Below are 24522 nucleotides of genomic sequence, written 5' to 3'. Positions count from 1 at the left end.
CCGGCGCGTATGGCCGGCGCTGTCCGACGAGCGGTCGGGCCCGGCGCTACCGCTGACCCGCACGGCAGCACGCCCTTCCCCTATCGCACTTGTCGCTGCGGAGAGCTGCAGTTTGCAGAACGTGGAGGCGCAGCGCCTGCGCCGCCCGCAGCGGCGAGCCAGGTAGAGGCGAGCAACCAGGTAGCGGCATAGCGACAACGTCGGTGATGGCTGCGGGGTTACTCCGCAGCCGCTTCCAGGGCCTGGCTCAATCGCTCCACGGCAACGATCTCCATGCCCTTGATGCTCGACGCCTTCGGCGCATTGGCCTTGGGCACGATCGCGCGCTTGAAGCCGTGCGTCGCCGCCTCCTTCAGGCGGTCCTCGCCGTTGGGCACCGGGCGAATCTCTCCCGACAACCCCACCTCACCGAAGGCGATCGTCTTCTCGGCCAGTGGCCGGTCGCGCAACGACGACAACACCGCCAGCAGCACCGGCAGATCGGCGGCGGTCTCCTGCACCCGGATACCGCCGACCACGTTGACGAACACGTCCTGGTCACCGACCACGATGCCGCCATGCCGGTGCAGCACCGCCAGCAACATCGCCAGGCGGTTCTGCTCCAGCCCCACGGCGACCCGCCGCGGATTGGACAACGGCGAGGCATCCACCAGCGCCTGCACCTCCACCATCAACGGGCGCGTGCCTTCGCGGGTGACCATCACACAACTGCCCGGCTGATGGGTGCTGCCGCCGGAAAGGAAAATCGCCGAGGGGTTGGAGACCTCCTTGAGGCCCTTCTCCCCCATCGCAAACACGCCCAGTTCGTTGACCGCACCGAAGCGGTTCTTGAACGCACGCAGCAAGCGGAAGCGGCTGCCGCTTTCGCCCTCGAAATACAGCACCGCATCGACCATGTGCTCAAGCACGCGGGGGCCGGCAATGCCGCCTTCCTTGGTGACATGCCCGACCAGGAACACCGCCGTGCCGGTTTCCTTGGCATAACGCACCAGCCGCGCGGCGCTCTCGCGCACCTGGCTGACCGAGCCGGGCGCGGCGGTCAACGACTCGGTCCACAGTGTCTGCACCGAATCGGCCACGATCAATTTGGGCCGCGCCACGCTGGCGTGCTGCAGGATGTTCTCGATCCCGGTTTCGGCCAGTGCATTCAACCCTTCCAGTGGCAGGTCCAGTCGCACCGCACGCCCGGCCACCTGGGCCAGCGATTCTTCGCCGGTGACGTACAACACCGGCAGCGTGCTGGCCATGCTGGCTAGCGCTTGCAGCAACAACGTCGACTTGCCGATACCCGGGTCGCCGCCGATCAGCACCACCGCACCCTCGACCAGGCCGCCGCCAAGCACACGATCGAACTCGCCGATGCCGGTGGACACCCGCGCCTGCTCGGACTGCTGCACATCCTTGAGCGCGGTGATCTTGGGCGCTTCGGTCTTGCCCGCCCAGCCGCTGCGTCGCGACGCCGCTGGCGAGGCCTTGCCGCCGGGCGTGGCGCTTTCCAGCACGATCTCGCTGAGCGTGTTCCACACCCCGCACTCGGTGCACTGCCCCTGCCACTTGGTGTACTCGGCGCCGCATTCGCCGCAGACATAGGCCGTCTTCGCCTTCGCCATCATCTTCTTGCCGTTGCTTTTGAAGCCGAAGCATAGCTGCCGCGGGTCTCACCGCGCGCGACCTGAGCCGGAGACCGGCGTCAGCCAATCACCGTGTGATGTGTCAGCGGTTGCCGATCCAGCCGGAGGCATCGACCGTTGATGTGCGTCATTGATTACTCAGCCCCGATGCCGAGCGCACTGCGCGTCGCGGATTTGGGATTTGGGATTTGGGATTTGGGATTTGGGATTCGGGATTCGGGATTCGGGATTCGGGATTCGGGAATGCTGCTCTCAGCTCGCGACAAAAACTACCCGCCTGCGGCATGCATGGAATCGCTCTGGCGTAGATGCAGGAAACCCAAGCAGATGGTTCCGGCAGCCAGACGTAAGCCGGGATGGCGCCGTCACTCCGCGTAGCGAGATGTGGCGGCATGCATCGCGCGAACAAAGGCCCTGACAGCAAAAAAAAGGCGCATCTGAACCACTACGACATCTGCAAACAGCGGACCCAGTGAGCAGCAAGGCAAGCGAGCGACGCCCACGCACCAGACTGCTTCAGCCGAACAAGCACCGCTCATCCATCGACGATCATCCAGCTCAACACCGGCATCCTGCACGCGTGCAGGATGCCGGCGCAGCGCTACATTCAACGCGCCTTGTACAGCTCGCTCAAACGGTCCGGTTTGCCGGCAATCCGCTCAAGATGCGGATACAGCAGCCCGCCGTGGTAATCGATGCGTACTGTGTCGTAGCGGTCAAGCCGCTTGACCAGCAGTTCGATCGGTGCGGTGGTGCCCTTGGCCGCCTTGACCGCGTCCTTGATCACCTCACTACTGAAGGCCCGTCCGTTGACCGCCACAATCGTGTTGCCGGCGATCAGGCCAGCATTGAATGCAGGGCTGTCCCACAGCACTTCGTTGATTTCACCCGAGCTCTCCAGCGACACGCCCAGCGACAGGCCGAGGCTGACGTCGTTCTCGTTGCTTTCGTAGGTCTTGGTGGCCAGGTTCGGCTCGTCGTTGTAGACCAGCTTCCAGCCATTGGCTTCGATGCCGCCGTTCAACGAGCCGTGGCCGTCCATTCGGCTGCGCAACAGGCTCGCCCAGTCGTAGGCAGCGATGCCGTTGAGCGTGGCGACGATGTCGTCGAAGGTGTACGGATTGACGTCCCAATCGCCGTTCTTCATGCCGAAGAAAGCCTTGCCGAAATCGTCGATGGAGCGCTTGTTGTTGGTCAGCGCGCGCAACTTGCTGTCCACTTCCAGCCACATCATCTGGCCGCCGGAGTAATAGTCTTCGGCCATCTGATAGCTGCGATACGCCTTGGGCCGGCGCATCGACATGGTCGGGTCGTTGGTGGTGTCCTGCACGGTGCGCCAGGCCATGCCGGGGCGCCCGCGCTCGTAGGTCGCCGCCACGCCGGCCAGCATGTCGCGCGCCTGCTCCTGCGTCCACAGGCCCGAACGCGCGGCCATCACTTCGCCCCAGAACTGGGTCTGGCCTTCGTACAACCACAGCAGGCTGTCGCCCATCGGCACATTGAAATTGGGTGTCGCCAGATCCGCGCCGCGGCGGTACTTGCCGTTCCAGGAATGGTTGAACTCGTGTGCGAGCAGGTCGCGGCCGGTCCAGCTCTTGTCCCACTCGGTGAAGTAGTTCGGCGGGCCGCTATTCTCGCTGGAACGGTGATGCTCCAGCCAGATGCCGCCCAGCTTCTTGGTCAGCGCCAGCAGGAATTCGTAATGATCGAAATGGCGCGCACCATAAAGCTTGTCCATCTGCTGCACCAGCGACGCATGTGCCTTGATCTGGTCGGGCTTGGCCTCCAGCGACTTGGCCTCGTCGGCGAACACGTTGAGGTAGACCGGCTGCTTGCCGCCGCTCAACTCCACGCGCTTGTAGTACTTGCCGGCGAACATCGGCGAGTCGACCAGGTCGTCGAAATCGATCGGCTTGAAGGTCACCGTGTCGCCGACGCGACGGTCGGTTTCCAGCGCGGTGGCATAGCTCCAGCCGGCCGGCAGCGTGACGCTGGCCTGCGCCTTGATGTTGCGTACGAACACGCCGGCCGGATACAGCGCGGTGGTGTTCCACTGCAGATTGAGCATCTCCGGGGTCATCATCACCCGGCCCTGGTTGGGGGCCTGCGGCGAGAGAAACTTGAACTCGGCCACCAGCTCGGTGGCGCCCTGCGGCACGTCCACGGTGAAGGCGTACACATCGAACTGGTCGCGCTTCCACGGCACCACCTTGCCATCGACCTTGATCACCAGCCCGGCGAGCTTGTCGATCGGCCCGGTCGGCGAATGGTTGCCGGGAATCCACTGCGGATACAGCAGCGTCATCGGGCCCGGCTTGGCCGGCATGGTGGTCTTGACCTTGAAGATGCGGTGCGCCAGGTCGGTGGCGTCGACGTCGATCTTCACGGTGCCGTCGAACGGCACGTCCTGCGGTGGTGCGGTTTGTGCGGCGGCAGGCAACGACAGCGCCGCCAGCAGCGACAAGGACAGGACGGTGGGGATCTTCATTGCAACTCCGCAGTGACCTGGAAACAGGCAAGTCCCCGATGCTAAGCGCCCGCCAGCACTTCCCCGTATGCCATTGGTCATGCCACAGGCGAATTCATGCGCAAAAAAAAGCCGCCAATGACTTGGCGGCCTTGTTTAACCCAGCATGCGTCGATCCGACGTGCCGCGATCCGGCACTGCGCGGTGTCAATGCATCATGTTGACGTTCATGTTGTGCAGCACCCACAGCGAACCGACGATCACGATGCCGATGATCAGCAGCGAGAACAGGCCCACCTGTACGTTGGAGCGCTGCTCGGGCGAGCGATCCATGTGCAGGAAGTACACCATGTGCACCAGCATCTGCACGGCGGCCATCACCGAGATCACGATGACGGTGACGCCCTTGGAGAACGCCCCGCTCATTACCATCGCAAACGGGATGACGGTGAGGACCACGGCCATCGCAAAGCCGATCAGATAGGACTTCAAGCCGCCGGCATGTGCGTCGGTGGCGGTTTCATGCGCGTGGTGATTGGCCATTACAGCGCTCCCAGCAGATAGACAACGGTGAACACACCGATCCAGATGATGTCCAGGAAGTGCCAGAACAGGCTCAGGCAGGCCAGACGCGTGCTGTTGCGCGCAGTCAGGCCGTTCTTGGAGATCTGGATCACCAGCACCGCCATCCACAACAGACCGGAGGCGACGTGCAGGCCGTGCGTGCCCACCAGGGTGAAGAAGGCCGACAGGAACGCGCTGCGCCCCGGGCCGGCACCTTCATGGATCAAGTGGTTGAACTCGTAGACTTCCATGCACAGGAAGCCGATACCCAACAGTGCAGTGACCGCCAGCCAGCCGTACAGGCCACCCATCTTGCGCTTGTGCGCGGCGATCATCGCAAAGCCGAAGCTCAGGCTGCTGAACAACAGCAGGAAGGTTTCCACCAGCACGAACTTCAGGTCGAACAACTCCTTGGCGGTCGGTCCGTCCACCGTGGCGCCGGAGAGCACCGCATAGGTGGCGAACAGACCGGCGAACAGCAGGCAGTCGCTCATCAGGTAGACCCAGAACCCGAAGACGGTGTTGCCACCGGCGTCGTGATGCTCGTGGTCGTGATCGTGGCCGCCCGCGTGGGCGCCGTGGTGGTCAAGCGTGGTCGTGGAGGACATGGTCAGATCGCCTTCGCGGCCTGAGCCGCATGTTGCTGTTCGAGCTTGGCAAAGCGCGCGTCTTCGATGCGCTTCACTTCCTCGGCCGGCACCCAGTAATCGATGTCGTCATCGAAGGACCGGGCGATGAAGCTGCCGATCATGCCCGCCAAGCCAACGACCGCCAGCCACCAGATGTGCCAGGTCAGACCAAAGCCCAGCAGCACGCTGAAGGCGGCGATGTAGACGCCTGCACCGGTGTTGCGCGGCATGTGGATGGGCTCGTACGAGGACGGACGCACCCAGCCCTTGCCATTCTGCTTGTCGCCCCAGAACTGGTCGCGGTCGTCGATGTGCGGCAGCACGGCGAAGTTGTAGAACGGCGGCGGCGAGGAGGTCGCCCATTCCAGCGTACGGCCATCCCACGGATCACCGGTGTGGTCCATGTTGTCCTTGCGCTTCCAGACGCTGTAAGCGATCTGCACCAGGTTCAAGAAGATACCCAGGCCGATGATCGCTGCACCTGCGGCGGCCACGTACAGCCACGGCGCCCACCCGGGGTGGTTGTAGGTGTTCATGCGGCGTGTCATGCCCATGAAGCCAAGCACGTACAGCGGCATGAAGGCCACGAAGAAGCCGATGATCCAGCACCAGAACGAGGCCTTGCCCAGCTTTTCGTTGAGCTTGAAGCCGAACGCCTTCGGGAACCAGTAGGTCAGACCCGCCAGGTAACCGAACACCACACCGCCGATGATCACGTTATGGAAGTGGGCGATCAGGAACAGGCTGTTGTGCAACACGAAGTCCACGGCCGGGATGGCCAGCATCACGCCGGTCATGCCACCGATGGAGAAGGTGATGATGAAGCCGATCGTCCACAGCACCGGCGAGGTCATGTGCACGCGACCGCGGAACATGGTGAACAGCCAGTTGAAGATCTTCACGCCGGTCGGGATCGAGATGATCATCGTCGTGATGCCGAAGAAGGCATTGACGTTGGCACCCGAGCCCATGGTGAAGAAGTGGTGCAACCACACCACGAACGACAGCACGCCGATACACGCCGTGGCGTAGACCATCGAGGTGTAACCGAACAGGCGCTTGCGGCTGTAGGTAGCAATCAACTCCGAGAAGATGCCGAACGCCGGCAGGATCAGGATGTAGACCTCCGGATGACCCCAGATCCAGATCAGGTTGACGTACATCATGGCGTTGCCGCCACCGTCGTTGGTAAAGAAGTGCGTGCCCAGGTAACGGTCGGCACCCAGCAGCGCCAGCGCCACGGTCAGGATCGGGAACGCAGCGATGATCAGGATATTGGTGATCAGCGCGGTCCAGGTGAAGATCGGCATGCGCATCAGGGTCATGCCCGGAGCGCGCATGCGCATGATCGTCACGAAGAAGTTCACGCCGGTCAGCAACGTGCCTAACCCGGAGACCTGCAACGCCCAGATGTAGTAGTCCACGCCAACGCCTGGACTGTATTCCAGCCCCGACAACGGCGGATACGCCAGCCAACCGGTCTGCGCAAACTCACCAACACCCAGCGAGATGTTGATCAGCGCCGCACCGGCCACGAACAGCCAGAAGCTCAGCGAGTTCAGGAACGGAAACGCCACGTCGCGTGCGCCGATCTGCAGCGGCACGATCAGGTTCAACAGGCCGGTCATGAACGGCATGGCCATGAAGAAGATCATGATCACGCCGTGCGCGGTAAAGATCTGGTCGTAGTGGTGCGGCGGCAGCACACCTTCGCCACCGCCACCGGCCAGCGCCTGCTGGGTACGCATCATGGCCGCGTCGGCAAAGCCGCGCAGCAGCATGACCAGCGCCACGATGATGTACATCACACCGATGCGCTTGTGATCCACCGAAGTGAACCACTCATTCCACAAGTAGCCCCACAGCTTGTACTTGGTGATGGCACCCGCGATGAGCAGGCCAAGCAGGCCGGCGCCACCGAGGGCGATCATGATGATCGGCTCGTGGTACGGAACCGCCTCGATCGTAAGTTTGCCTAGCATCACTTGTCTCCAGAAGTGCACATGGCAACGGGCTCTGCAGCCGGTGCCTGATGGTCGCCATGGCCTTTACTGTGGCCCGGACCATTCATGTATTTGTCGACCAGCGAGCGGAACATGCCGTCCTGCACCGACGAGTAGTAGGTGACCGGATACTGTTCCTTGTCGTTGCGGTTGGCGGCCAGCACCTGGTACTCGGCGGCGTCCAGCGCCTTCGGCGAGGCCTTGACCTTGGCCACCCACGCATCGAAGCCGGCCTGATCGGTGGCGTGCACGGTGAAGCTCATCTTCGAGAAGCCGTGACCGCTGTAGTTGGTGGACAGGCCGAAGTACTCACCCGGTTCGTTGGCCACCAGGTGCAGCTTGGTTTCCATGCCCGCCATCGCGTAGATCATGGTGCCCAGGTGCGGGATGAAGAACGAATTCATCACCGTATCGGAAGTGATCTTGAAGTTCAGCGGCGTATGCACCGGCACGGCGATTTCGTTGACCGTGGCGATGTTCTGGTCGGGCATGATGAACATCCACTTCCAGTCCAGCGACACCGCCTCGATGTTGAGCGGCTTGACGTCCGAATCCAGCGGCCGGTACGGGTCCAGCGCATGCGACGAGCGCCAGGTCAGCACCGCCAGCACCAGGATGATCACGCACGGGATCGACCAGACCACCACCTCGATCGCGGTGGAGTGCGACCAATCCGGCTCGTAGCGCGCCTTGGTGTTGGACGCGCGGTATTTCCACGCGAACGCAATCGCCATGACGATCACCGGGATCACCACGATCAGCATCAGCACCACCGAGGTGATCAGCAGTTGCTTCTCGTCGTGGCCGATCTGGCCTTTCGGATTGAGGATGGCCGAGTTGCAGCCTGCCAACAGCAGGAACGGCAACATCAGACCTGGACGAAGTACACGCCCGAGATGTTTCAACGGAATCATCGGTCGATCCAAGTGCGAAGGAACGCCAGCCTCGTTCGTCTGATCCGCCAGCGGCGTTTTGAACAGCCCGCTCCCGGTGGAGATGGCGGCCCAGATCGAAGACACGGGTTAGCTTCCTAATTTTAGTCTTTGCTGCACCTGCACGAAACCCATTGGCAATGATCCATCGCAATGAATGCGCGCAGATGTGTGCGACATGTTGTCGCAGCGCGTCAAAGTGCAGGAAATGCGGCCAGTTGCGGCCGTCGTGCAGTGGGCAGAGAACCTGCGCGATGCCCTTAAAATTCCAGCGTCGACGCGCACGGCGCCCAAACGCAACTGGGCCGACCAAAGGTCGACCCAGTGATGATGCGATGGTGCCGGAAATAGGAATCGAACCTACGACCTACGCATTACGAATGCGCCGCTCTACCAACTGAGCTATTCCGGCGAGCCGTGAATTGTAGGAGCGGAGCGCCGCTGCGGTCAATCGCCTTGGGTGTCGCGGCTGTGCCGTGCACCTGCGTCTCAGCCACCGCAATCGTTGCGCCCTCCTCCGCAGCGCTCGGCTTCACCCGAGCCGGTGAGGCTACTGCGCGGATGTTTCGCCGATGCCCTGGCGCGCGCCTCCCGCTCAGCTGACCAGCCGCAGCCGCAGCTCCTTGGGCAGGGCGAACACCATCGACTCCGGCTCGCCCGCCAGTTCGGACACGCCATTGGCTCCGAGCTCGCGCAGCCGCGCCAGCACGCCGTCGACCAGCACCTGCGGCGCCGAGGCGCCAGCGGTCAGGCCGATATGCTGCTTGCCGACGATCCAGGCCGGGTCGATCTCGCTGGCGTTGTCGATCAGGTAGGACTCCACCCCGTCACGGCGCGCCAGCTCGCTGAGCCGGTTGGAGTTGGAGCTGTTGGGCGAGCCGACCACGAGCACCAGATCGCACTGCCGCGCCAGGTCGCGCACGGCATCCTGGCGGTTCTGCGTGGCGTAGCAGATGTCGTCATGCTTTGGCCCCTGCATGGCCGGATAGCGCGTGCGCAAGGCCTCGATGATGCCCATGGTGTCGTCCACCGACAGCGTGGTCTGGGTCGTGTAGGCCAGGTTCTCCGGCTGGCGCACCTGCAAGGTGGCGACCTGCTCGATATCTTCCACCAGGTAGATCTGCCCGGGGCCGCGCTCGCGGCTCCACTGACCCATGGTGCCCTCCACTTCCGGATGCCCGGCATGGCCGATCAGCACCACGTCGCGGCCGGCACGGCAGTGGCGGGCGACTTCGAAATGCACCTTGGTCACCAGCGGGCAGGTTGCATCGAACACCTTCAGCCCGCGCCGTTCGGCCTCCACGCGCACGGCCTGGGAGACGCCGTGGGCGCTGAAGATCACCGTGGCGTCGTCAGGCACTTCGTCCAGTTCCTCGACGAAGATGGCGCCGCGCTGCTTGAGGTCGTCGACCACGAAGCGGTTGTGCACCACCTCGTGGCGCACGTAGATCGGCGCACCCAGCGTCTCGATCGCACGCTTGACGATCTCGATCGCGCGGTCGACACCGGCGCAGAAACCGCGGGGATTGGCGAGCAGGACGTCCATAAGCTTCTTCTCTCGACAGCCCGGCCGCGATGGCCGGACGTTTCAACAGGGGGCGCAGCCGCCGACAACACGGCACCAGGCGCGTTGCTGCGGCGTGCCCGTCAAGGCAGCGCCGCAGCGGGCATAGACCAGGATTATCCCGCTTTTCGACTGCGCTTGCCGTCGAACAAACCGAACAGTGCGATGCCGATCGCGCCACCCACGATCGCCGAGTCGGCGATATTGAACGACGGCCAGGTGTGCTCGCCGACATACCACTGGATGAAATCGACCACGTGGCCGTGCATCAGGCGGTCGATCACATTGCCGATTGCCCCGCCGATGACCAGCGCGTACGGCACTGCGCTGCGCCAGTCGCCGCGCGCGGTGCGCGACAGCCAGAACGCCAGCAGGCCACTGATGCCGACCGCCAGCGCGGTAAAGAACCACAGCTGCCAGCCACCGGCATCACTCAGGAAGCTGAAGGCTGCCCCGGTGTTGTAGGTGCGGTACCAGTTCCAGAACCCGTCGATGACCGGCACCGGGGTGTATTCGGGCAGGCTGGACAGCACCCAGGCCTTGCTCCACTGATCCAGGCCGATCACAACGGCCGAAAGCAGTAACCAGATCAGGGCGGACGGGTTGGGTCGTTGACTCATGTCGAAATATCGCAAGTAGGAGGCCTTCTCCGTGGCGGAGAAGAGGCCTGGATGGCGGGAACAACACAGGATGGCACGCACGGGACAACCAACCGACCTGCCCCATGCCGGCATGCGCGCCGGGCTTCAGCTGCAGGGCCGGCTGCAGGGCAAACTGAGGAACGATGGCTGCCCACTAGAACCGCGCCGACCGCACAGCTGGCCGGGCGCCTCAACCTTGCAGCGGACGCGGCGGCGCGCTCAGTACGCCGCCACGCGATAGCCGCATCAGAACCAGCGACGCTCCTCGCCCGGGCCTTCGATGTTGCTGACGCAGCGGCTGCACAACTCCGGGTGCCGCGGGTCGCTGCCCACGCTGGCCTGGTGGTGCCAGCAGCGTACGCACTTGGCCTTGGTGGTGGGCTGCGCACTGACGAAGATGTCGTCGGTGCTGGCCGCGGTCACGGTGACGTCGCCACTGATGAACAGGAAACGCAGCTCATCGCTCAGCGGCTGCCAGCGCGCGGCGGTCTGCGCGTCGGCGGCGACGGTGATTTCCGCTTCCAGCGCCGCGCCGATTGCGCCATTGGCACGCATCGGCTCCAGCACCTTGGCCACCTGCTCACGCAGCGCCAGCAACTTGTCGACGTCGGCGCTGGTCAGTGCAGCGTCGGCCGGCATCGGCGCCAGCCCCTCGTACCAGGTGGCGAACAGCACGTTGCCGGAGTGCTCGCCCGGCAGGTGCGCCCACAGCTCTTCGGCAGTAAAGCTCAGCACCGGCGCAATCCAGCGCACGAACGCCTCGGCCACGTGATACATCGCGCTCTGCGCCGAACGGCGGCCGCGCGCATCCTCGGCCATCGTGTACAGGCGGTCCTTGGTGACGTCCAGGTACAGCGAGCCCAGGTCCACGCTGCAGAAATTCAGCAACGCCTGCACGATTTCGGCGAAGTCGTAGCGCGCGTAGGCGGCAGTGATCTTCTCCTGCAGCTCGTGGGCGCGATGCACGATCCAGCGGTCCAGCAGCACCATGTCGTCCAGCGCCACCAGATGCTGCAACGGGTCGAAGCCATGCAGATTGCCGAGCAGGAAGCGCGCGGTATTGCGCAGGCGACGGTAGGCATCGGCATTGCGCTTGAGGATCTCCTGCGACAGCGACATCTCGTTGCTGTAGTCGGCCGAGGCGATCCACAGTCGCAGGATGTCGGCGCCCAGCGTGCGCATGATTTCCTGCGGCTCGATCCCATTGCCCAGCGACTTGGACATCTTGCGGCCGTGCTCGTCCACAGTGAATCCGTGGGTGAGGCACTGCTTGTACGGCGCGACCTTGTCCATCGCCACACCGGTCAGCAGCGAGGACTGGAACCAGCCGCGGTGCTGATCGGAGCCTTCCAGGTACAGGTCGGCCGGCTTGGGCAGGCCGCGATCCACCAGCACTGTTTCATGGGTCACGCCGGAGTCAAACCACACGTCCAGGATGTCGGTGATCTTGTCGTAGTCGCCGGCTTCATCGCCCAACAGCTCGGCTGCGTCCAGCGTGTACCAGACATCCACGCCGCCCTGCTCCACCCGTTCGGCCACCTGCCGCATCAGCTCGGTACTGCGCGGATGCGGCTCGCCGGTTTCGCGGTGCACGAACAACGCGATCGGCACGCCCCAGGTGCGCTGGCGCGAGATGGTCCAGTCCGGACGCCCGTCGATCATGCCGGCGATCCGCGCCTGGCCCCACGACGGATACCAATGCACGGTTTCGATGGCCTTGAGCGCATCGGCGCGCAGGTTGGCCTGCTCCATCGAGATGAACCACTGCGGCGTGGCGCGGAAGGCGATCGGCGTCTTGTGGCGCCAGCAATGCGGATAGCTGTGCTCCATCTTGCTGGCGGCCAGCAACGCGCCGGTGCCGCGCAACGCATCGATGATGACGTCGTTCGCTTTCCAGATATGCAGCCCGGCCAGCACGGTGTCGCCCAGCGGCGGGGTGGACGGCAGATACACGCCGCGCCCGTCGATCGGGTTGATCTGCGCGGCGCTGTAGCGCTCCAGCAGACCGTACTGCTTGGAGACCTGGTAGTCCTCCTGGCCATGGCCCGGCGCGGTATGCACCGCACCGGTACCGTCGTCGTCGGAGACGTGATCGCCCAGGATCAGCGGGATGTCGCGTTCGGCATAGAACGGGTGCGCCAGCAGCAGCTGGTCCAGCGCCGCGCCCTTGGCGTGACCATGCACCACCACCGCATCGACGCCATAGCGCGCCAGCGCCTTGCCGGCCAACGCCTCGGCGATCACCAGCCAGCGCGGCTGGCCGTGGTCGGCCGGGCCTTCCACCAATACGTAGTCCAGGGCCGCGCCCAGGCTCACCGCCAGCGAGGCCGGCAGCGTCCAGGGCGTGGTGGTCCAGATCGGCACCGCCACCTGCGTGCCGGCAGGCAGCGTGACGCCGAATGCCGCAGCGATCGCGGCCGGATCACGCGCCGGGTAGGCGATGTCCACCGTAGGCGAGAGCTTGTCGGCGTATTCGATTTCCGCCTCGGCCAAGGCCGAGCCGCAGTCGAAGCACCAGTGCACCGGCTTGACGCCGCGCGTGAGGTGGCCGTTGTCGATGACCTTGGCCAGCGCGCGGATCTCGTTGGCTTCGAAGCGGAAGTCCAGCGTCTTGTATGGGTTGTCCCAGTCGCCGATCACGCCCAGGCGCTTGAAATCCCGCCGCTGCAGGTCGATCTGCTCGGTCGCGTACTCGCGGCACTTCTGGCGGAACTGCGCGGCGTCCAGCTTCACGCCGACCTTGCCGAACTTCTTCTCGATCGCGATTTCGATCGGCAGCCCATGGCAGTCCCAGCCCGGGATGTACGGCGCATCGAAGCCAGCCAGGTACTTGGACTTGACGATGATGTCCTTGAGGATCTTGTTGACCGCGTGACCCAGATGGATCTGCCCGTTCGCATACGGCGGGCCGTCGTGCAGCACAAACAGCGGGCGCCCGGCGGCATTGGCACGCACTTGTGCGTACAGCCCCTCGCGCTCCCAGCGCTCCAGCATCGCCGGCTCGCGCTTGGGCAGGTCGCCGCGCATCGGAAAGTCCGTGGCGGGCAGATGGAGTGTGGCTTTGTAGTCTTGGGTCACGGGAATCTACCGTTGCGCTGCGTTATGTGAACCGTCCGCACGGGCGTGCGCAGGGCTTTGCGAGGGGCTCGCAGGTGAGGTCTCTGCAGACGTGTGTGTGGCTGCCTGCGTCGAAGGTGCATCGGCGTGCTGTGCATCGGCATGCTGCGGCAAAGAATGCGCGCGCGCATGCGTGGCAAGCACGGCACGTGCCTGCTCGGCATCGCGATGCATTTGCACGGTCAATGCCTCCAACCCATCAAACTTTTCTTCATCGCGCAGCTTGGCGACGAATTCGACCGCGATGTGGCGCCCGTACAAGTCGCCCTGAAAATCGAACAGGTGCGCTTCCAGCAACGGCTCGATCCCCGCAACCGTGGGCCGCGTACCGAAGCTGGAGACCGACGGCCATGGCTGCACGGCCACGCCATGCACCCAGGTGGCATAGATGCCGGACAGCGCCGGGGTGCGGGAAAACTGCAGATTGGCGGTGGGATACCCCAACGTGCGGCCAAGCTGTTTGCCGCGGACCACACGTCCACCGATCGCGTACGGCCGGCCGAGCAATTCGCCGGCATGGGCAAATTCACCGGCCACCAGCAGTTCCCGGATGCGCGTTGCCGAGATGCGCTCGCCGCGCAGATGCACCGGCGCAATCTCGCCGGCAGCAAAGCCGTGCTGCTCGCCCAGGGCACGCAACAGCGCAATGTCGCCGCCACGTCGATGGCCGAAGCGGAACTCCGGGCCAATCCAGACTTCGCGTGCGCACAGGCGCCCTACCAATGCCAGGCGGACGAAGTCCTGCGCGCTCATCGCCGACAGCCGGCCGTCGAAACGAATCATGCCGACGCTATCGGCACCAAAGCCGTACAAGCCTTCGATCTTGGCGCGGGCCAGGGTCAGGCGCGGCGGCGGCGTGTCATTGGCGAAGAACTCGCGCGGCAACGGTTCGAAGCTCACCGCCACCGCCGGCACGCCCAGCGCACGCGCACGTTCGACCGCATGGCGCACCAGCGCCTGATGGCCCAGGTGCAGGCCATCGAAGGCACCGATGCAGACCACGCTTCCGTGCGGGAACAGGGTCCCGCCCTCGACGTCTCTAAACAGCCTGCTCATTCCTCGTTCCAAAGCGACGCCAGCCTGCGGGCCAGCCCTCGATCATGCATAACCGTCAAGTATAGCCGCGCGCAACAAATCGCATGGCCCCGGCAGCTGAGATGGGGGACGTCCGCCCGGGTTGCCAATCGACCGGCAGCCGGCGCACGCGCCGCGTGTGCCGGGTCGCCCCGGCCGCGTGAGGAGCGACACCCATCTCCGACACGCAAGCCTCCAGCGTCCAAGCCCCTTCTTCGCGGCGTCACTGCTCGCGCAGATGCCGCGGCCGCAGGCCCAGTGCCAGTTGCGCCACCACATAGGTGAGCCCGCCACTACCCACCAGCACCGCCAGCCAGCCGATGCGCTGCCACTTATCCATCTCGGTGAACGACGGCAACCACCACAGCAAGCCCAACAGCACCACCACCATCGCCGCACAGGCCACCAGCAGCCGCGCCGCATAGCCTGCCCAGCCCGGCCGGCGCTGATAGACACCGGACTTGCCCAGCCAGAACCACAACAGGCCCAGGTTGAGATAACTGGACAGCGCACTGGCAATGCCCAGCGCCAGATGCAGGCCGGGCTGCTTGCCGAGCGCCTGCATCACGCCTTGCGCCTTCAATTCCGGCGGCACCATCACTTGGTAGAGCACGGCCAGGAACGCGAAGTTGAACACCATGTTGGCGATCAACGCCGCCACGCCCGCGCGCACCGGGGTGCGGGTGTCCTGCCGCGCATAGAACGCTGGCAGCACAACTTTCAGCATCGCGTAGGCCGGCAGGCCAAAACTCAGCCCGTACACCGACAGCGCAGTCATGCGGGTGTCGAACGCGGTGAACTGGCGGTACTGGAACAAGGTGGCCACCAGTGGCTCGGCCAGCAGCAGCAGGCCCAGCATCGCCGGCATCGCGATCAGCAAGGTGGTGCGGAAGCCCCAATCCAGCGCCCCGGAGAACGCGGCGCGGTCGGTCTTGACGTGATGGCGCGCCAGCGCCGGCAGGATCACTGTGCCCAGGGCCACACCGAACACGCCCAGCGGCAACTCCAGGAAGCGGTCCGCCAGCGACAGCCACGACTGTGACCCGTCGCTCAGGCGCGCGGCAATCACCGTGTCCAGCATCAGGTTGATCTGCGCCACCGAGGAGCCGAACAGCGTCGGGATCATCAAGGTCAGCACCTTGCGCACGTCCGGATGACGCCAGCCCCAGCGCGGCAGCGTGAGCAAGTCGATGCCCTTCAACGCCGGCAGCTGGAACAGCAGCTGCAACGCACCAGCCACCAGCACTGCCCAGCCCAGCGCCAAAATCGGCACATCCAGACGCGGCGCCAACCACAGCGCACCGGCGATCATGCATAGATTGAGAATCACCGGGGTCAGCGCGGGAATCGCAAACCGCTGGAAGCTATTCAGCGCACCACCGGCCAGGGCCGTCAGCGAAACGAACAGCAGGAACGGAAAGGTCAGCCGCAGCAAATCCACCAGCAGGCCGTACTTGTCCGGATCGGTCGCGGCACCATCGGAGAACACCGAAGCGAGCTGCGGGGTGAAGATCAGCCCCAGCGCCGTCACCAGCAGCAACATGCCGCCCAAGGTGCCGGAGACCCGCGCCATCAATTCGCGCAGATCGGCGTGCGGCCGGGTCTCCTTGACCTCGGTGAACACCGGCACGAAGGCGGTGGCGAACGAGCCTTCGGCGAATAGGCGCCGCAGGAAGTTCGGAATCCGGAACGCCACCCAGAACGCGTCAGTCACCGCGTTGGCGCCGAAGGTGGTGGAGATCGCCTGATCGCGCATCAGGCCCAGCACCCGCGACACCATGGTCATACTGCTAAACGAGAGCAGGCCCCTCATCATGCGGGGTGTGCTCATGGGCAATCCCTCTTGACAACTGACTTGACGTACATATCTGGGTCCATCATACTTTCGCGCTTGCTTTTTCCACCATACCGATTTTTCAGGAACCCACCACCGTGGCCAATATCAAGTCCGCCAAGAAGCGCGCCAAGCAGACCGTCGTGCGCAACGAGCGCAACACGGGCCAGCGTTCGATGCTGCGCACCGCCGTCAAGAAGGTGATCAAGGCCCTTGACGCCAACGATGCTGCAGGCGCCGAAGCTGCTTTCGCCGTTGCTCAGCCCATCCTCGACCGTTTCAGCGCCCGTGGCCTGATTCACAAGAACAAGGCTGCGCGTCACAAGAGCCGTCTGACCGCTCGCATCAAGGCCATCAAGGCCGCGTAAGCGATCAGCAGGTTCGCCATCGAAAGCCTGGCTTTCGATGGCACAAGAAAACCCGGCCTTGGCCGGGTTTTTTGTGGGCGCCTGTCTGCGCTCAACCTGCATTGCGCGCCTCGAGCTCGTCCTCGCGCTGACGATCGAAGAAGGCCATCACGTCCTTCATGATCGGGAAGGTGCCATCACGGCCCAGTGCCGACACCAGGTACCACGGCGCTGTCCAGCCCAGCTCGGCCACGATGGCCTCGGCAGCGGCCTGCGCCTCCTCCGGGAACATCAGGTCGGCCTTGTTGAGTACCAGCCAACGCGGCTTTTCCAGCAGCGCCGGATCATGCCGTTCGAGTTCGCGCTCGATGGTGCGCACCTGATCGACCGGCGACACGCCATCCACGCCGCCGTCCATCGGCGAAATGTCCACCAGATGCAGCAGCAGGCGGGTGCGCTGCAGATGGCGCAGGAACTGCGTACCCAGGCCGGCGCCATCGGCGGCGCCTTCGATCAGTCCCGGCACGTCGGCGATCACGAAGCTGCGATACGCCTCGACGCTGACCACGCCCAGATTCGGGTACAGGGTGGTGAACGGGTAATCGGCCACCTTCGGCGTCGCCGCCGAAACCGCGCGAATCAACGTGCTCTTGCCGGCATTGGGAAAGCCCAGCAGGCCGACGTCGGCCAGCAGCTTGAGCTCCAGCTTGAGCAGGCGCTCCTCGCCCTCCTCGCCGGTGGTGGACTGGCGCGGCGCGCGGTTCACCGAGCTCTTGAAATGCATGTTGCCAAGGCCGCCCTTGCCGCCCTTGGCCACCAGCAGACGATCGCCGTGCTGGGTCATGTCGCCGATGATTTCATCAGTCTGCACGTTCATCACCACGGTACCGACCGGCACCACGATGACGCGGTCTTCGCCACCCTTGCCATAGGCCTGCCGGCCCATGCCGTTCTCGCCGCGCTGCGCCTTGAACGCGCGCTCATGGCGGAAATCGACCAGGGTGTTGACGTTTTCGTCGGCCACGATCCAGACGCTGCCGCCGTTGCCGCCGTCACCGCCATCCGGCCCGCCAAGCGGGATGAACTTCTCGCGGCGAAAGCCGACACAGCCATTGCCGCCATTACCGGCGGTGACCAGGATTTCTGCTTCGTCGACTAACTTCATGGGCTTGCAACCGGGAATGGGGAATAGGGAATGGGGAATCGGCCAGCAAACGCGGCGGATTCCTGCCGGCGAAAACACCCGCCAGCACGGCTGTAGAAACACGCGATGGGACGCAGAACCGGCTTTTCCGGTTCCCGACTCCCTACTCCCGTTCCTAGCCGTCAAACGAAAAACCCCGCCGAAGCGGGGCTCTCCGTCTCGCCCGCCAGGCAATACTGCCGTGCGGGCTGGTCTGCATGGAGCGGGCGATTACGCCTCGGCAACCACGCTGACGGTGCGACGCTTCTTCGGGCCCTTGGTGGTGAATTCCACCTTGCCGTTGACCAGCGCAAACAGCGTGTGGTCACGACCCAGTCCGACGCCGGCGCCCGGATGGAACTGGGTGCCACGCTGACGCACGATGATGTTGCCGGCATCGATGGCCTGGCCACCGAAGATCTTGACGCCGAGGTACTTCGGGTTGGAATCGCGACCGTTGCGCGAGGAACCTACGCCCTTTTTATGTGCCATGACTGGTTCTCCTTACTTCTTGTCGCCACCGGCGATGCCGGTGATCTCGATTTCGGTGTAGTACTGACGGTGTCCCTGACGCTTCATGTGGTGCTTGCGGCGGCGGAACTTGATGATGCGCACCTTGTCGGCGCGGCCATGGGCCACAACCTTGGCGGTGACCGAAGCGCCCTTCAGCGCGTCGCCCAGCTTGATGCCGTCGCTATCACCCAACATCAGGATGGTGTCGAACTTGATCTCGTTGCCGGCTTCGACTTCGAGTTTTTCCACGCGGAGCGTTTCGCCCTGCGCGACGCGGTATTGCTTACCGCCCGTTACCAGAACTGCGTACATGACCAGGTTTTCCTCTGTAGTTATTATGGTCGCCTGACTTGCCCATGGGGCAGACAGGAGCGGGATTGTACTGCCCTAGCCGGTTTCGGGTCAACCCGCAAGCAGGTCTGCCGCCGCAGGCCAAAATCCCCCCGTGAAACGGATCATCCGGCCGCCACAAGCGCTCGGTCACACTGGCATTTGGGGCAATTGCCCTCACCTAGGTCGGCGGGTAGGCTGATCGACTGCCACTCATTCCTGCTGAGCACGCTCGCACCACTGCCGGTTCGCCGGCCCGACATCGGATCCCCCATGGCGATGGATTTCATCCGCATCCGCGGCGCGCGGACGCACAACCTCAAGAACATCGACCTCGACCTGCCTCGCGACAAATTGATCGTGATCACCGGCCTGTCCGGCTCGGGCAAGTCGTCGTTGGCGTTCGACACCATCTATGCAGAAGGCCAGCGCCGCTACGTCGAGTCGCTGTCGGCGTATGCGCGCCAGTTCCTCAGCGTGATGGAAAAGCCGGACCTGGACCACATCGAAGGGCTGTCGCCGGCCATCTCGATCGAGCAGAAGTCCACCTCGCACAACCCGCGCTCCACGGTCGGCACGATCACCGAGATCTACGACTACCTGCGCTTGCTGTACGCGCGCGTGGGCCAGCCGCGCTGCCCGGATCATGGCTTCCCGCTGGAGGCGCAGACCGTCAGCCAGATGGTCGACCACATGCTCACGCTGGACCCGGAGCAGCGCTACATGCTGCTGGCACCGGTGATCCGCGACCGCAAGGGCGAGCACGCGCAGGTGTTCGAACAACTGCGTGCGCAGGGCTTCGTGCGTGTGCGCGTGGATGGCGAGTTGTACGAGATCGATGCGGTGCCGCCGCTGGCGCTGCGCCAGAAGCACACCATCGAAGCGGTGATCGACCGCTTCCGCCCGCGTGAAGACATCAAGCAACGGCTGGCAGAAAGCTTCGAGACCGCGCTCAAGCTCGGCGAAGGCATGGTCGCAGTGCAGTCGCTGGACGATGCGGCCGCCGCGCCACATCTGTTCTCGTCCAAGTACAGCTGCCCGGTCTGCGATTACTCGCTACCGGAGTTGGAACCGCGGCTGTTCTCGTTCAACGCGCCGGTCGGTGCCTGCCCGAGCTGCGATGGCCTGGGCGTGGCCGAGTTCTTCGACCCGGATCGCGTGGTGGTGCATCCGGAACTGTCGTTGTCGGCCGGCGCGGTGCGTGGCTGGGATCGGCGCAATGCCTATTATTTCCAGCTGATTGCCTCGCTGGCCAAGCACTACAAGTTCGACGTGGATGCGGTGTGGAACACGCTGCCGGCCAAGGTGCGCCAGGCGGTGCTGTTCGGCAGTGGCGATGAGGTGATCAGCTTTACCTACTTCACCGATGCGGGCGGGCGCACCACGCGCAAGCATCGCTTCGAAGGCATCCTGCCGAACCTGGAACGCCGCTACCGCGAGACCGAATCGCCGGCCGTGCGCGAAGAGTTGACCAAGTACGTCAGCCAGCAGCCCTGCCCTGCCTGCAACGGCACGCGCCTGAACCGTGCCGCGCGCAATGTGTTCGTGGCCGACCGCCCGCTGCCGGAACTGGTGGTGCTGCCGGTCAACGAAGCGCTGAACTTTTTCCGCGGATTGTCGCTGCCGGGTTGGCGCGGCGAGATTGCCAGCAAGATCGTCAAGGAAATCGGCGAGCGTCTGGGCTTTTTGGTCGACGTGGGCCTGGATTACCTCACCCTGGAACGCAAGGCTGACACGTTGTCCGGTGGCGAAGCACAGCGCATCCGTCTGGCCAGCCAGATCGGCGCCGGCCTGGTTGGCGTGATGTACGTGCTCGACGAACCCTCGATCGGACTGCATCAACGCGACAATGAGCGTCTGCTCGGCACGCTGACGCGACTGCGCGACCTGGGCAATACGGTGATCGTGGTCGAACACGATGAAGACGCCATTCGCCTGGCCGACCACGTGCTGGACATCGGCCCTGGCGCGGGCGTGCACGGCGGTGAAATCTGCGCGCAGGGCACGCTGCAAGACATCCTGGAGTCGCCACGTTCGCTGACCGGCCAATACCTGTCGGGCAAGCGCCGCATCGAGATTCCCAAGCAACGCCACAAGCCCAACCCGAAGATGATGCTGCATCTGCGCGGGGCCACCGGCAACAACCTGAAAAATGTGGACCTGGAGATTCCGGCCGGCCTGCTGACCTGCATCACCGGCGTGTCCGGTTCGGGCAAGTCGACGTTGATCAACGATACGTTGTTCACGCTGGCGGCCAACGAGATCAACGGTGCATCGCACACGGTGGCACCGCATCGCGAAGTCGAAAATCTGGACCTGTTCGACAAGGTGGTGGACATCGACCAGTCGCCGATCGGGCGCACACCGCGCTCCAACCCGGCGACCTACACCGGCATGTTCACTCCGCTACGCGAGCTGTTCGCGCAGGTGCCGGAATCGCGGGCACGTGGGTATTCGCCGGGCCGCTTCAGCTTCAATGTGCGCGGTGGTCGCTGCGAGGCCTGCCAGGGCGACGGCATGATCAAGGTGGAGATGCACTTCCTGCCCGACGTGTATGTGCCGTGCGATGTCTGCCATGGCAAACGCTATAACCGCGAGACGCTGGAGATCCGTTACAAGGGCTTCAACATCAGCGACGTGTTGCAGATGACGGTGGAAGACGCGCTGCGGCTGTTCGAACCGGTGCCGTCGATCGCGCGCAAGCTGGAAACCTTGGTGGACGTGGGCCTGAGCTACATCAAGCTGGGCCAGAGCGCGACCACGCTCTCCGGCGGTGAAGCACAGCGTGTGAAGCTGTCCAAGGAACTGTCGCGCCGCGATACCGGGCGCACCTTGTACATCCTCGACGAACCGACCACCGGCCTGCACTTCCACGATATCGAAGCGCTGCTCGGCGTGCTGCACAAGCTGCGCGACGAAGGCAACACGGTGGTGGTGATCGAACACAATCTAGACGTGATCAAGACCGCCGACTGGATAGTGGATCTTGGGCCGGAAGGCGGCCACCGCGGCGGCACCATCCTGGTCTCCGGCACCCCGGAAGATGTGGCCGCGCACAAGGCCTCCTACACCGGGCAGTTCCTGGCCAAGATGCTGCCGTCGGTGAAGGCACGCGAAACCCGCCCAGCCGCGATGGCCAACAAGCCTGATGCGCGGCCACCGCGCAAGGTCAAGCCGGAGAAGGTGGTCAAGGCCGCCAAGACCGCCACCAAGAAGACTGCGAAGAAGAAGGCAAGCTGATGAGCGAACACAAGATCCTGGCACGCGTTCCGATCAGCGTGCGCTGGCGCGACATGGACAGCATGGGCCACGTCAACAACGCCAAATACATTTCCTACCTGGAAGAAGCGCGCGTGCGCTGGATGCTGGGCGTGGAAGGCGTGGCGATGACCGATCGCATCGCACCGGTGGTCGCAGCCACCAACGTCAACTACAAGCGGCCGTTGGTCTGGCCCAATGACATCCTGGTGGAATTGTTCGTCGAACGCCTGGGCAGCAGCAGCGTGACCATCGGACACCGCATCCTCGACCAGAAGGACGAGGGCGTGCTGTATTCGGACGGCAACGTGGTGGTGGTGTGGATCGACACCCAGACCGGCAAGAGCGCGTCGTTGCCGGATGCGGTGCGTGCCGCGAGCAGCTGATCGCGCGCAACATAGACGCTGGTGAATGACGCACGGCGGCTTCTTTATGAAGCCGCCGTTTTTTATTTGCGCGTTTCTCGCCCCCGGTGAAACAGCTGGCGCCCACGTGCGCTGATGCTGCACTGCGCCTGCGCGCGCACCAGCGGCAGCACTGCATCCAGCAGCGCGTTTGCACGCATGCACCGCGTGCAGCGACGGCCATCTATCATTGCCAGACTTTCAGGAGCCCCACATGAGCATCCAGATCCTTGACCACGGCCGTCTTCGCGAAATCCGTCTGGCGCGCCCGCCGGTCAATGCGCTGGATACCGCGCTATGCCAGGCGCTGACTGCCGCCGTGCAGCAGGTAGGGAGCGATGTCGACGGCGTAGTGTTGTCGGGCAGCGAACGTATTTTTTCCGGTGGCATGGACGTGCCGCACCTGCTCTCGCATGGCACCAACCGCGGCGCGCTGCTGGAGAGCTGGACGGCGTTTTTCGATGCGGCCAACGCGCTGGCCCAATGCCCGGTGCCGGTGGTTGCGGCAATCGGCGGGCACGCGCCGGCCGGCGGTTGCGTGCTGGCGTTGTGCTGCGATTACCGGGTGATGGCGCGCAGCGCCGATACCGCGCGGCCGTACGCGATTGGTCTGAATGAAGTGCAGGTTGGCCTGGCGGCGCCGGAAGGCATCCAGCGCCTGTTGCGCCGCGTGGTCGGTGCGCACCGCGCCGAACGCCTGCTGATCGCCGGGCAGCTGGTGCCGGCCGAAGAGGCAGTCAAGATCGGGCTGGTCGACGAGCTGGTGGATGGCGAGCTGGTCACCGCGCGCGCCGTGGCCTGGCTGCAGGACCTGCAGCAGTTGCCGCGCCAACCGATGCTGGCCACCCGCGCGGTGGCGCGTGCTGACCTGCGCGCGGCGCTGGCGCCGGAGTTGATCCAGCTGGAGCGCTTCATCGACGGCTGGTACGCGCCGGACGCGCAGGCCGCACTGCATGGGCTGGTGGCGCGCCTGCAAAAGGCATAGCACGCACAGGCGGGCCGCTATAATTGCGCTCCGTCGCACGCTCAGGCCAGCCTCTTGTCCGCCAACGCCGAACCCGTGGTCTCCGAACTGATCAGCCTGCTCTCGCTGGAGCGGCTGGAAGACAACCTGTTCCGTGGCCAGAGCCGCGACATCGGCACCAAATACGTGTTCGGCGGCCAGGTGCTTGGCCAGGCCTTGTCCGCGGCCCAGGCCACGGTGGAGAACGGCCGCCAGGCGCACTCGCTGCACGCCTATTTTTTGCGCGCCGGCGATATTGACCACCCCATCGTCTATGACGTGGACCGCACCCGCGATGGCGGCAGTTTTTCGGTGCGGCGTGTCACCGCAATTCAGCACGGCAAGGTGATTTTCTTCTGCGCGGCCTCGTTCCAGGAACGCGAAGACGGCGCCGAGCATCAGTCGGCTATGCCGGTGGTGCCGCCGCCGGAGGACATCGAACCCACCGCGCCGCTGGCACCGGAGGTGCTGGCGCGGCTGCCGGCGAAGGTGCAGCGCTGGCTCTCGCGCGGCGGCCCGTTCGAGTTCCGCCACGTGTTCCCGCGCGACGAGCTCAAGCCGCCCAAGCGCCCGCCCTTCCAGCAGATGTGGCTGCGCCTGAGCGACCCGGTGGGCAACGACGTCGGCCTGCACCAGGCACTGCTGGCGTACGCATCGGACTTTCAGCTGTTGGGCACCTCGACGTTTCCGCACGGCATCAGCTATTACACGCCCAACGTGCAGATGGCCTCGCTCGATCACGCGCTGTGGTTCCATCGCCCGTTCCGCACCGACGACTGGCTGCTGTACTCGCTGGATAGCCCGACCGCGCAGGGCTCGCGCGGCCTGGCGCGCGGGCAGTTCTTCACCCGCGACGGCGTGCTGGTGGCCAGCACCACCCAGGAAGGGTTGATCCGGGTAGTGCGTGACGGCAGTGCCACCGCCGTGCCGGCCAAGGACTGACACGTGCGATCGCTGCAACCGGCCGTGATCACTACATGGGCGATACATCCAAGCGGCGCAGGGACCTTGCGCGGCAGGCCGGCCAG

Annotated in this window: 19 protein-coding genes and 1 tRNA gene; 5 read left to right on the top strand and 15 right to left on the bottom strand. The window is 64.5% G+C overall.

The genetic code is table 11. From position 1 onward, the window contains the following. Positions 1-218: 218 nt before the first annotated feature. The 12 genes from radA to murJ form a co-directional block, all read right to left on the bottom strand. Positions 219-1610: a DNA repair protein RadA gene (radA, locus tag ACCQ01_RS06530; RefSeq protein ID WP_043922114.1), complete on the bottom strand. Its 1392-nt coding sequence runs from the start codon at positions 1608-1610 to the stop codon at positions 219-221. Between the two features lie 628 nt (positions 1611-2238). Beyond that, complete coding sequence (locus ACCQ01_RS06525) at positions 2239-4119, bottom strand: M61 family metallopeptidase (protein WP_228433011.1); 1881 nt, start codon at positions 4117-4119, stop codon at positions 2239-2241. Positions 4120-4305: 186 nt separating this feature from the next. Further along, entirely contained in the window at positions 4306-4641 is a 336-nt protein-coding gene (gene cyoD / locus ACCQ01_RS06520) for a cytochrome o ubiquinol oxidase subunit IV (RefSeq protein ID WP_228433010.1), read from the bottom strand. Then, on the bottom strand, positions 4641-5276 hold the full coding sequence (cyoC, locus tag ACCQ01_RS06515; protein ID WP_228433058.1) for a cytochrome o ubiquinol oxidase subunit III: 636 nt from the start codon (positions 5274-5276) through the stop codon (positions 4641-4643). Before cyoC ends, cyoD begins: the two co-directional genes overlap by 1 nt. Then, a complete protein-coding gene (gene cyoB, locus ACCQ01_RS06510; protein WP_228433009.1) occupies positions 5273-7273 on the bottom strand; it encodes a cytochrome o ubiquinol oxidase subunit I in 2001 nt (666 codons plus the stop codon). Before cyoB ends, cyoC begins: the two co-directional genes overlap by 4 nt. After that, positions 7273-8208, bottom strand: coding sequence for a ubiquinol oxidase subunit II (cyoA, locus tag ACCQ01_RS06505; RefSeq protein ID WP_115000794.1), 936 nt, complete (start codon positions 8206-8208; stop codon positions 7273-7275). Before cyoA ends, cyoB begins: the two co-directional genes overlap by 1 nt. 354 nt (positions 8209-8562) lie before the next feature. Next, a tRNA-Thr gene (locus tag ACCQ01_RS06500) sits at positions 8563-8638 on the bottom strand. A gap of 183 nt (positions 8639-8821) precedes the next feature. Further along, a complete protein-coding gene (ispH, locus tag ACCQ01_RS06495; RefSeq protein ID WP_115539851.1) occupies positions 8822-9772 on the bottom strand; it encodes a 4-hydroxy-3-methylbut-2-enyl diphosphate reductase in 951 nt (316 codons plus the stop codon). Positions 9773-9906: 134 nt separating this feature from the next. Beyond that, entirely contained in the window at positions 9907-10410 is a 504-nt protein-coding gene (gene lspA / locus ACCQ01_RS06490; RefSeq protein ID WP_011036354.1) for a signal peptidase II, read from the bottom strand. A 267-nt stretch (positions 10411-10677) separates the two neighbouring features. Further along, positions 10678-13509: an isoleucine--tRNA ligase gene (ileS, locus tag ACCQ01_RS06485; RefSeq protein ID WP_228433008.1), complete on the bottom strand. Its 2832-nt coding sequence runs from the start codon at positions 13507-13509 to the stop codon at positions 10678-10680. A 6-nt stretch (positions 13510-13515) separates the two neighbouring features. Beyond that, positions 13516-14604 carry a bifunctional riboflavin kinase/FAD synthetase gene (locus tag ACCQ01_RS06480; RefSeq protein ID WP_228433007.1) on the bottom strand — a complete coding sequence of 363 codons (1089 nt, stop codon included), beginning with the start codon at positions 14602-14604 and terminating at the stop codon, positions 13516-13518. Between the two features lie 241 nt (positions 14605-14845). Continuing rightward, positions 14846-16438 carry a murein biosynthesis integral membrane protein MurJ gene (murJ, locus tag ACCQ01_RS06475; protein ID WP_228433057.1) on the bottom strand — a complete coding sequence of 531 codons (1593 nt, stop codon included), beginning with the start codon at positions 16436-16438 and terminating at the stop codon, positions 14846-14848. 116 nt (positions 16439-16554) lie between these two features. On the opposite strand from murJ, the gene rpsT reads away from it, so the two are divergent. Beyond that, positions 16555-16824, top strand: coding sequence for a 30S ribosomal protein S20 (gene rpsT, locus ACCQ01_RS06470; RefSeq protein ID WP_002807888.1), 270 nt, complete (start codon positions 16555-16557; stop codon positions 16822-16824). A gap of 91 nt (positions 16825-16915) precedes the next feature. Here the strand turns inward: rpsT and obgE are convergent, their stop codons facing one another. The 3 genes from obgE to rplU all read right to left on the bottom strand — a co-directional run bounded on the left by obgE (position 16916) and on the right by rplU (position 18811). After that, the gene (obgE, locus tag ACCQ01_RS06465; RefSeq protein ID WP_011036350.1) at positions 16916-17968 is read right to left on the bottom strand and encodes a GTPase ObgE; all 1053 of its coding nucleotides are present in this window, start codon (positions 17966-17968) and stop codon (positions 16916-16918) included. A 249-nt stretch (positions 17969-18217) separates the two neighbouring features. Next, a complete protein-coding gene (gene rpmA / locus ACCQ01_RS06460) occupies positions 18218-18478 on the bottom strand; it encodes a 50S ribosomal protein L27 (RefSeq protein WP_011036349.1) in 261 nt (86 codons plus the stop codon). A 12-nt stretch (positions 18479-18490) separates the two neighbouring features. Beyond that, entirely contained in the window at positions 18491-18811 is a 321-nt protein-coding gene (gene rplU / locus ACCQ01_RS06455) for a 50S ribosomal protein L21 (protein ID WP_005989959.1), read from the bottom strand. A 291-nt stretch (positions 18812-19102) separates the two neighbouring features. Here rplU and uvrA point away from each other — a divergent pair, with 291 nt between their 5' ends. The 4 genes from uvrA (at position 19103) to tesB (ending at position 24436) form a co-directional block, all read left to right on the top strand. Then, positions 19103-22069 carry an excinuclease ABC subunit UvrA gene (gene uvrA, locus ACCQ01_RS06450; RefSeq protein ID WP_115539846.1) on the top strand — a complete coding sequence of 989 codons (2967 nt, stop codon included), beginning with the start codon at positions 19103-19105 and terminating at the stop codon, positions 22067-22069. Beyond that, positions 22069-22473 (top strand): acyl-CoA thioesterase, encoded by a 405-nt coding sequence (locus tag ACCQ01_RS06445; RefSeq protein WP_011036347.1) that lies wholly within the window; start codon positions 22069-22071, stop codon positions 22471-22473. Before uvrA ends, ACCQ01_RS06445 begins: the two co-directional genes overlap by 1 nt. 232 nt (positions 22474-22705) lie before the next feature. After that, on the top strand, positions 22706-23476 hold the full coding sequence (locus ACCQ01_RS06440; protein ID WP_228433006.1) for an enoyl-CoA hydratase/isomerase family protein: 771 nt from the start codon (positions 22706-22708) through the stop codon (positions 23474-23476). Positions 23477-23530: 54 nt separating this feature from the next. Further along, the gene (gene tesB, locus ACCQ01_RS06435; RefSeq protein WP_050911641.1) at positions 23531-24436 is read left to right on the top strand and encodes an acyl-CoA thioesterase II; all 906 of its coding nucleotides are present in this window, start codon (positions 23531-23533) and stop codon (positions 24434-24436) included. The last annotated feature ends 86 nt before the right edge of the window (positions 24437-24522 follow it).

This window comes from Xanthomonas sp. NCPPB 4037 (assembly GCF_041475695.2).
In the GTDB taxonomy this organism is placed as follows: Bacteria; Pseudomonadota; Gammaproteobacteria; order Xanthomonadales; family Xanthomonadaceae; genus Xanthomonas; species Xanthomonas campestris.
Note: the sequence above shows the minus strand (reverse complement) of the source record. Positions and strands in the feature narration are given on the sequence as shown.

Coding starts and splice junctions, on each gene's coding strand:
- rpmA (WP_011036349.1), bottom strand. CDS start 18,478: ATGGCACATAAAAAGGGCGTAGGTTCCTCGCGCAACGGTCGCGATTCC.
- radA (WP_043922114.1), bottom strand. CDS start 1,610: ATGGCGAAGGCGAAGACGGCCTATGTCTGCGGCGAATGCGGCGCCGAG.
- cyoB (WP_228433009.1), bottom strand. CDS start 7,273: ATGCTAGGCAAACTTACGATCGAGGCGGTTCCGTACCACGAGCCGATC.
- rplU (WP_005989959.1), bottom strand. CDS start 18,811: ATGTACGCAGTTCTGGTAACGGGCGGTAAGCAATACCGCGTCGCGCAG.
- ACCQ01_RS06440 (WP_228433006.1), top strand. CDS start 22,706: ATGAGCATCCAGATCCTTGACCACGGCCGTCTTCGCGAAATCCGTCTG.
- cyoA (WP_115000794.1), bottom strand. CDS start 8,208: ATGATTCCGTTGAAACATCTCGGGCGTGTACTTCGTCCAGGTCTGATG.
- obgE (WP_011036350.1), bottom strand. CDS start 17,968: ATGAAGTTAGTCGACGAAGCAGAAATCCTGGTCACCGCCGGTAATGGC.
- murJ (WP_228433057.1), bottom strand. CDS start 16,438: ATGATGAGGGGCCTGCTCTCGTTTAGCAGTATGACCATGGTGTCGCGG.
- ACCQ01_RS06525 (WP_228433011.1), bottom strand. CDS start 4,119: ATGAAGATCCCCACCGTCCTGTCCTTGTCGCTGCTGGCGGCGCTGTCG.
- uvrA (WP_115539846.1), top strand. CDS start 19,103: ATGGCGATGGATTTCATCCGCATCCGCGGCGCGCGGACGCACAACCTC.
- cyoD (WP_228433010.1), bottom strand. CDS start 4,641: ATGGCCAATCACCACGCGCATGAAACCGCCACCGACGCACATGCCGGC.
- ACCQ01_RS06480 (WP_228433007.1), bottom strand. CDS start 14,604: ATGAGCAGGCTGTTTAGAGACGTCGAGGGCGGGACCCTGTTCCCGCAC.
- lspA (WP_011036354.1), bottom strand. CDS start 10,410: ATGAGTCAACGACCCAACCCGTCCGCCCTGATCTGGTTACTGCTTTCG.
- ispH (WP_115539851.1), bottom strand. CDS start 9,772: ATGGACGTCCTGCTCGCCAATCCCCGCGGTTTCTGCGCCGGTGTCGAC.
- ACCQ01_RS06445 (WP_011036347.1), top strand. CDS start 22,069: ATGAGCGAACACAAGATCCTGGCACGCGTTCCGATCAGCGTGCGCTGG.